This window comes from Nitrospirota bacterium, from assembly GCA_040757595.1.
Taxonomy (GTDB): domain Bacteria; phylum Nitrospirota; class Nitrospiria; order Nitrospirales; family Nitrospiraceae; genus JBFLWP01.
Map to the genome: position 1 here is coordinate 1 of JBFLWP010000030.1, position 7,448 is coordinate 7,448.

General features: G+C 63.0%; 6 protein-coding genes. All 6 read right to left on the minus strand.

Annotated features, from left to right (window positions below):
• Positions 1-274 (minus strand): hypothetical protein (locus tag AB1411_16860; GenBank protein MEW6545262.1); only part of this gene is annotated, 274 nt, incomplete at its 3' end.
• A gap of 256 nt (positions 275-530) precedes the next feature.
• On the minus strand, positions 531-3,683 hold the full coding sequence (locus tag AB1411_16865) for a CusA/CzcA family heavy metal efflux RND transporter (protein MEW6545263.1): 3,153 nt from the start codon (positions 3,681-3,683) through the stop codon (positions 531-533).
• Between the two features lie 24 nt (positions 3,684-3,707).
• The gene (locus AB1411_16870) at positions 3,708-5,339 is read right to left on the minus strand and encodes a FixH family protein (GenBank protein MEW6545264.1); all 1,632 of its coding nucleotides are present in this window, start codon (positions 5,337-5,339) and stop codon (positions 3,708-3,710) included.
• Between the two features lie 39 nt (positions 5,340-5,378).
• Complete coding sequence (locus tag AB1411_16875; GenBank protein ID MEW6545265.1) at positions 5,379-6,539, minus strand: TolC family protein; 1,161 nt, start codon at positions 6,537-6,539, stop codon at positions 5,379-5,381.
• A 282-nt stretch (positions 6,540-6,821) separates the two neighbouring features.
• Positions 6,822-7,199, minus strand: coding sequence for a hypothetical protein (locus AB1411_16880; GenBank protein ID MEW6545266.1), 378 nt, complete (start codon positions 7,197-7,199; stop codon positions 6,822-6,824).
• Between the two features lie 118 nt (positions 7,200-7,317).
• The coding region (locus tag AB1411_16885) for a universal stress protein (GenBank protein MEW6545267.1) at positions 7,318-7,448 on the minus strand (131 nt) is incomplete at its 5' end.

Genomic DNA, 7,448 nt, shown 5'->3' on the forward strand with positions numbered 1-7,448 from the left:
CCCCTTGCAGCGGCTCGACCATGGGCATGCGCTGATACCCGAGCTGGAGCTTGGGGTCCGGGAGGGTCTGCACCTGCGGGACTATGGCCTGGGCCGCCTCCCATCGCTTCCGCGCCGCCTTGATCTCTGGGTTCCGCTGGGCGAGTTCCTCAATGAGTCCCGCGAGCGAGAGCCTGGCTTCCTCCGCAGCCGGCACAGCCGGAGCGAGGAGCAGAACGAGGAACAGGCAGGCCGCAGCGGGCATCGCCATCTGAATCCGCTGGATGTTGGTCATGTCGCACCTCCACCTGAAGAAGAATTCCTCTGGACAGTTCCTTCCTCTCGAGTTTCGGCTGCCGGGACTTACCGCAAGGGTAGTGCCATCGAAATTGCCATTTGCATGACCGACTTCCCGTTAAAAAGCGCACAGTTACGCATGAACCACCGCCTGTGAGCGGAGGGATTCCTGCTACAGCCGCTTCACGGGCTTGTAGCGTAATGCAACAGGAGTCTTGAACGCGGCGACGCTTTGTGGCACGCCGATTGTTTGCTCACGCGGGTGTCGCCTCATTCGGCTCGGGGGGAGCAGAGGCGGGAAGCCCCCGACCCCTCCAAAGAAAATACAAGGCGGGGATGACGATGAGCGTGAGGATCGTCGAGCTCACCACCCCGCCGATCATGGGAACGGCGATCCGCTTCATGATATCGGCCCCAGTCCCGTGGCTCCACATGATCGGCAGCAGCCCGAGGAGAATCGCCGACGCTGTCATCATCTTGGGCCGCACCCGCCGCGCGGCTCCTTCGATGATCGCATGGCGAAGGTCGGTCATGGACCGCAAGCGACCTTCATGTTGCCAACGCTCGCAGGCCTCGTCCAGAAAGATGATCATTACGACGCCGGTCTCGGCTGCGACGCCGGCCAGGGCAATGATGCCGACCCAGACCGCGACGCTCAGGTGGTAGTGCAGGAAGTACAGCAACACCACGCCGCCCACGACTCCGAACGGCACCGACAACAACACGATCAAACTGCGCGCCACCGATCGAAAATTCAGGTAGAGCAGCATGAAAATCAGGAAGATCGTCACCGGGACGACCACCGTGAGCCGGGCTTTGGCCCGTTCGAGATACTGAAATTGACCGCCCCACACCAGGGAATAGCCGGGCGGGAGCCGCACCCGTTCGCGGATCAGCCGCTGAACCTCTTCCACGTACCCGCCCAAATCGCGTCCCGCGACATCCACAAATACGATGCCGGCGAGCGAACCGTTTTCGTCGCGAACCGAGGGGGGGCCGCTGGTCAGGCTGATCCGAGCCAGTTGGGCCATTGGAATCTTGGCCCCATTGGAGGTCTCCACTAGGACCCGCCGAAGCGCGTCCGGGTCGTCGCGCAGCTCGCGCAGATAGCGAACGTTGATGGGGTATCGTTCCCGGCCTTCCACCGTCTGAGAAACGTTTCTCCCGCCGATGGCCGTTTCGATGATGTCTTCGACGTCCTCCACGGTCAACCCATAGCGGGCGGCCTCATCTCGCTCGATGTGAAAGTCCACGTAGTAGCCGCCGGTCACCCGCTCGGCATACGCGCTGCGCGTTCCCGGAATCTCTTGAAGCAGGCCCTCGATCTCCAGGCCGACGCGCTCGATCTCGGACAGGTTCGATCCGAGGATCTTGATGCCCAGGTTGCTGCGGATTCCGGTGGCCAGCATCTCCGTGCGCGTCTGGATCGGCATCCACCAGATGTTGGGCATCCCTGGAAATTTCAGGACTTTGTCCATCTCAGCGATCAGCGACTCCCACGTGAGGCCCGGTCGCCACTGTTCCTCCGGCTTCAATGTCACCACGGTCTCGGCCATGCTTAAATGCGCCGGATCGGTGGGGGTCCCGGCCCGTCCGATCTTCCCGAAGACGCGCTCGACCTCCGGGAACTGCTTGAGGAGTTGGTCTTGTCGCTGCAGCAGCCTGCTCGCCTCGGTAACCGAAATGCCGGGCAGGGCCGTCGGCATATACAGGATCGTTCCTTCGTTCAACGGCGGCATGAATTCCGACCCGAGTCTCCCGTACAAGGGGATCGAGCTTCCCACGACCGCCAGGGCGAAAACGAGAACCGGCCACCGCGCGCGGAGCGCCCCGGCCACGATCGGCCGGTAGAGCCGCATCAACAGCCGGTTGATGGGGTTGCGCTCCTCGGGTGCAATCCTTCCCCGGATCAGCCAGACCATCAGGAGCGGCGCCAGGGTGACGGACACCACCGCCGCGAACGACATCGCGGCGGTCTTGGTAAAGGCCAGAGGCTTGAACAGACGACCCTCCTGACCTTGCAGCGTGAGCACCGGCAGGAACGAGATCGTGATGATCAGGAGCGAAAAGAACAGGGGCTTGCCGACTTCCTGCGCCGCGCGCACAATCACGACCGCTCGGGGGCCGGGCTGACCGTCACGGGTCCACTGTTCCAATCGCTTGTGGGCGTTTTCGATCATGACGATGACCGCGTCCACCATGGCCCCGATGGCGATGGCGACGCCGGCCAGCGACATGATGTTGGAGGTGATGCCCAGATGGTACATCGTGAGAAACGAGAGCAGGATGGCGGCTGGGAGCGTCAGGATGGCGACCAGAGCGGAGCGAAGGTGAAACAGAAACACCAAGCCGATGCCGCTTACGACGAGGCTGATCTCGATCAGTTTCTCTTTCAGGGTGGCAATGGCGCGGAGGATCAGCTCGGATCGATCGTAGACTGGCAGGATCTTGATCCCCTTGGGAAGGGACGGCGCGATCTCTCGGAGTTTCTCCTTCACCCGGTCGATCACGGCCAGCGCGTTCTCGCCGTACCGCATGACCACGATGCCGCCCACCGTCTCCCCGCGGCCATCCAGCTCGGCGAGACCCCGGCGCATGTCAGGCCCGACGGTCACATGTGCAACATCACGGATCGTAATCGGCGTCCCCTGCCGATCGGTGCCGAGCGGAATCTGCCGGATGTCTTCCAAGGACCGGATATAGCCCCGGCCCCGTACCATGTACTCCCGCTCGCTGGCTTCGATCACGCGCCCGCCGACGTCGTTGTTGCCGCGCCGGATCGCTTCGATGACCGTCTTGAGCGGAACGTGGTACCCGAGCAGCTTGTTGGGGTCCACCTGCACCTGGTACTGCTTGACGAAGCCGCCGATCGAGGCGACTTCCGCCACTCCCGGCACGCTCTGGAGCCGGTAGCGAAGATACCAGTCCTGAAAGCCGCGCAGTTCGGCGAGGTCATGCTGGCCGGACTCATCCACCAGCGCGTACTGGAAGACCCAGCCGACACCGGTCGCATCGGGACCAAGCGCGGGAGTCACACCTTCGGGCAGCTTGCCGGTCGCGCCCTGCATGTACTCAACCACCCGGCTCCGGGCCCAGTACATATCGGTGCCGTCCTCGAAAATGATGTAAACAAAGGAGAGTCCCAGGAAGGACTGGCCGCGGACGGATTTGATCCGTGGCGCGCCCAGCATGGAGGTGACGATGGGGTAGGTGATCTGATCTTCCACAAGGTCCGGGCTTCGCCCCGGCCACTCGGTGAACACGATCACCTGCACGTCCGACAGGTCCGGAATCGCGTCCAGCGGAATCTGGTACGCCGCCCAGAGTCCCCAGCCCATCAGAAAGAGCGTCGCCAGCGACACCAGGAACGTGTTCCGGGCGCTCCACTCGATCACGCGTTCGATCATCCCGCGCTCCATCTCTTTCGCCGACTACGTCCCTGGCATCCCGCCCCCTGCAGTCACCGCGAAGGTTTCTTGGATCTCAGGCTGCCCAGCGCGCTGGATGGTCACCGTGAGCTCCCACTGGCCGCCCATCCCAAGGTTCGCCTTGGCCTCGTACACGCCGTCTTTCCCGAGCGCCATCGGAATCGTCGCCGGGACCATTCCCGGCATCGGCATGGTGTATGTGAGCGACACGTTGGCCGTTGAGACAGGCTTGCCGGTCTCGTCCGTCAGTTTGACCCGGATCCGGTTCTCTCCGATCCGCGGAGACGCTGGCTCGGTCGAGAGCAGTAGCGTGAGCCCGCCGGTCTTCTTTTCCCGCTTGGCCCCGGCGACGGACGTTGTCTCTTGTGCCCCCATCTCCATCCCGCCCATGTCCATCTTGCCCATCCGGGCCTGCTCCATCCGGATACCGCCCATCCCCAGCGCACCCATCATGTTCGTGGCGGCCATCAGCTTGCTTTCCGAGTCAATGAGGAAATTGCCCGACGTCACCACGCGGTCCCCTTCTGCCAATCCGTCGAGGACCTCGTAGTAGGCTCCGATCTTCGGGCCCAGCTTGACCTGCCGCGGTTCGAAGAGGCCGTCGCCGCGGACGACGAAGACGAGCTGCCGCGTCCCGGAGTCCAGGAGTGCCTGCTCCGGAATCGCCACTTTGCTCCCCCGGTTCACGTTGACGAGCACGTCCCCGTACATGTCCGGCTTGATGCGGCCGTTAGGGTTCGGCAGGTCCAGGCGGACCTTGACGGTCCGGGCGTCTTTGTTCAGGTAGGGATAGATGTACGACACTCGGCTGTGGAACCGCTCCCCGGGGTAGGAGGCGAAGGTCACCGTGGCCGGCTGTCCCATCTTCACAAACGGCACCTCGTACTCGTATATCTCGGCATTGATCCAGACCGTGGACAGGTCCGCGATCGAGTACAGCGTCGTCTCCGGTTCGACGTACTTTCCTTTGAACACTTTCTTCTCGACGACATACCCTGTGACCGGCGCGGTCATCGCGACGGACGTTTGCGCCTTGCCCCGTCTGGCGAGTTCGTTGATCTGGTCGTCGGTCAGCGTCCATAGCCGCAGCCGGTCGCGGGCAGCCTCGACCAACTGCTCGGCCTGTGCACGGACCTCCGGGATCGGGCTGTCTCCGACCTTGTCACGGGCCTTGAGCGCGAGGAGATACTCGTCCTGGCTCGCCACGAGATCGGGACTGTACAGCGTGAACAGGGGTTGGCCTTCGTGGACGAACTGGCCTGTGAAATCTGCGAAGAGTTCTTCCACCCATCCCGAGACGCGCAGGTTGACGTGGGTGATCCGTTGCTCATCGTAACCCACTCTGCCGACTGCCCGAACGACGGTCTCGAGCGGCCGTTTCTCCACCAGCGCGGTCTTCACCCCGATCAACTGTTGTTTGAACGGGGTGACCATGGCGTACGCCTGGGCGGGCCCGCCCTCCGGAGCTGCTGGGGGTTTCATGTCCGCCATGCCGGGCGACTGCGACTCTCCTTGCACGGCGTAGCGGGACCGCTCCTCACCGGTCTGCAAGGGCCGTGAGGGCTCCCTTCCTTCGATGAGCCAGACCCCGCCGGCCGCCACGATCATCCCGATCGCGATCCACGTCGTTCGCATTGTTTGCCACGTCATGACGCGCACGTCGCACCTCCTTCCTTACAATTCCCTGCCGACCACCTGCTCAAGTTCGGCGACCCTCTGTTGCCATTCGACCAGCGCGCGATAGTACGCAAGCTGAAACTCTCGAAGGGCCCGGTCGGCTTCGATCAGGTTCAGAAAATCGGTGCGGCCGGTCCGATAGCCGGCTCGCGCCGATGCGAGGCTTTCCTCAGCCTGCGGCAGGACGGTGGTCCGATACAGCACAGCGATTTCCCAACTGGCGCGCACTTTCGCGAGCGCGTCTCGGATTTGGAAACGCGTCAGGTTTTCCAGCGACTGGAGGTCGGCGCGCGCGGCTGCCACTGCCGCCGCCGCCTCTTGCGCGGCCGCGTCGTACTTCGGCTTCGTCCAAAAGGCAAACGGCAGGTTGATGGCCATCACGGCGCCGAAGCCGTCATGGGCCTGGAAGTTCTGGAACCGCTGCACCGCGACCGTGACATCCGGATAGTACTGACGGTGCGCGAGGGCGCGGGCGTGCTCGTTCCGCCGGACCGCCAGAGCGGCCGCTTTTACCTCCGGCCTGGCGTCGGCCGCCATCTGAAACAGCTCGTCGAGGTCCTTGTCGAACCGCGCCGCGCGCGGCTCCTGCGGGAGCCCCACCGGCGACCGAGGGTCCCGATTCAACAGCGTGTTGACCTTGGCCTGGGCCGTGTCACGACGCTGCTCCAGCACGGGGAGCTGTTGGTGAAGCGTGGAGAGTTCGACCTGGGCCTTGAGCACATCCACTTGACTCCCTTTCCCCGTGCGGAATTTCGCCACGGCGATGTCCAGGAACTGGGTCAACAGATCGATCTGCTCGTGGTGGATCTGGATCGCCTTGTGAGCGAAGAACAGGTCGTAATAGGCCTGTTTCAGCCGCGCGATCACCTCCCGTTCCTTGGCCCGAAGGGCCTGTTCGGTGATCTCGGCCGAGCGAGTGGCAACCTCCTCCTTGAGGGCGAGTTTTCCTGGGAAAGGGAATTTTTGGGACAGCCCGATGATCGTGTTCTGCGCCTGCCCAAGGTTGAAGGAATCGGGCAGATTCCACCACTGGACTTGGAAGCTCGGGTCCTCCAGCGATCGGGCCTGAGGAACCCGTTTTGCCGCAGCTTCCCATTGTTGCCGCGCCGCTTGAATCTCCGGATTTCGAGCCAGGGCTTCCTGGACCAAATCCGACAAAGGCAATGATTCACGCGGGGACAGGTCTTTCCCGTCGGCACTTGGGGCCAGGCCTAGAGCGAATGTCAGCACCGCCCCGGCAATCAGATGGCACGTTTTTCCGTCCCGGTATATATGCCGGTACATATGAAGGTCCTCCTCCGCATCCTCAGAAGCCGGCGCCGACTCCGACGATCGGGGCGAAAGCACCAAGGGGAATACCGGAACCCCGGATCGTTCCGAATCAGCCCGACTGGCAGCGCTATGACGAACGGGATTGAAGAAAAGCGAGGATCGGCGGGATCAGATACGAAGCACGGTGCTCTTCAGAAGTAAGTCCCGTGGAGGACTGCTTTCTGGGTAACGGAGCTTGCCGCCGCTCCGTGTACCGAGATTGAGCGACAGAGTCAACGAGGTGGTATCTTCGGGACAGAACGTCTGGCAGTCTGAGGCGGTGTAGGACGGGGCGGGATTGTTGACGCTCAACGTCTTGAAGGCGTCGCAGAACTGGCGCGCAGCCTGTTCCTCAGGAGTTGAGCAAGCGCGCCCCTGCATCGTACTGTCCGTTGGCTCACTATCCGGCGAGGCGAATAGCGGCAGGACACAGGCGTAGGCGTTGAAACTCAAAGCCAGGAACAGCAGGATGAGTGGCAGAGCCAAAAAGACCAAACCGGAGCGCATGCGAGCCTCTCCCTACTAGGGAAGCAGCATACTCCTTAATCCTGGACGCGGTCAATCTACTTGGCTCGGCTCTTTCGGCGCCAAGGGTCGTTTTGTCCCACTCTCGCCTTTCGAATGGCTATCGCACCACCAGCACCGAGCAGGCGCTGTGCTGGACGAGCTTGGTCGAGACGCTGCCGAGCAGGAAGCGCGCGACCGCGCCCAGGCCCTTGGCCCCGGCCACGATCAGGTCCGCCTTCCGGTGGTCGG

Excerpts from the sequence above, each read along its gene's own strand:
- AB1411_16880 (MEW6545266.1), bottom strand. The coding sequence starts at position 7,199 with ATGCGCTCCGGTTTGGTCTTTTTGGCTCTGCCACTCATCCTGCTGTTC.
- AB1411_16870 (MEW6545264.1), bottom strand. The coding sequence starts at position 5,339 with ATGCGAACGACGTGGATCGCGATCGGGATGATCGTGGCGGCCGGCGGG.
- AB1411_16865 (MEW6545263.1), bottom strand. The coding sequence starts at position 3,683 with ATGATCGAACGCGTGATCGAGTGGAGCGCCCGGAACACGTTCCTGGTG.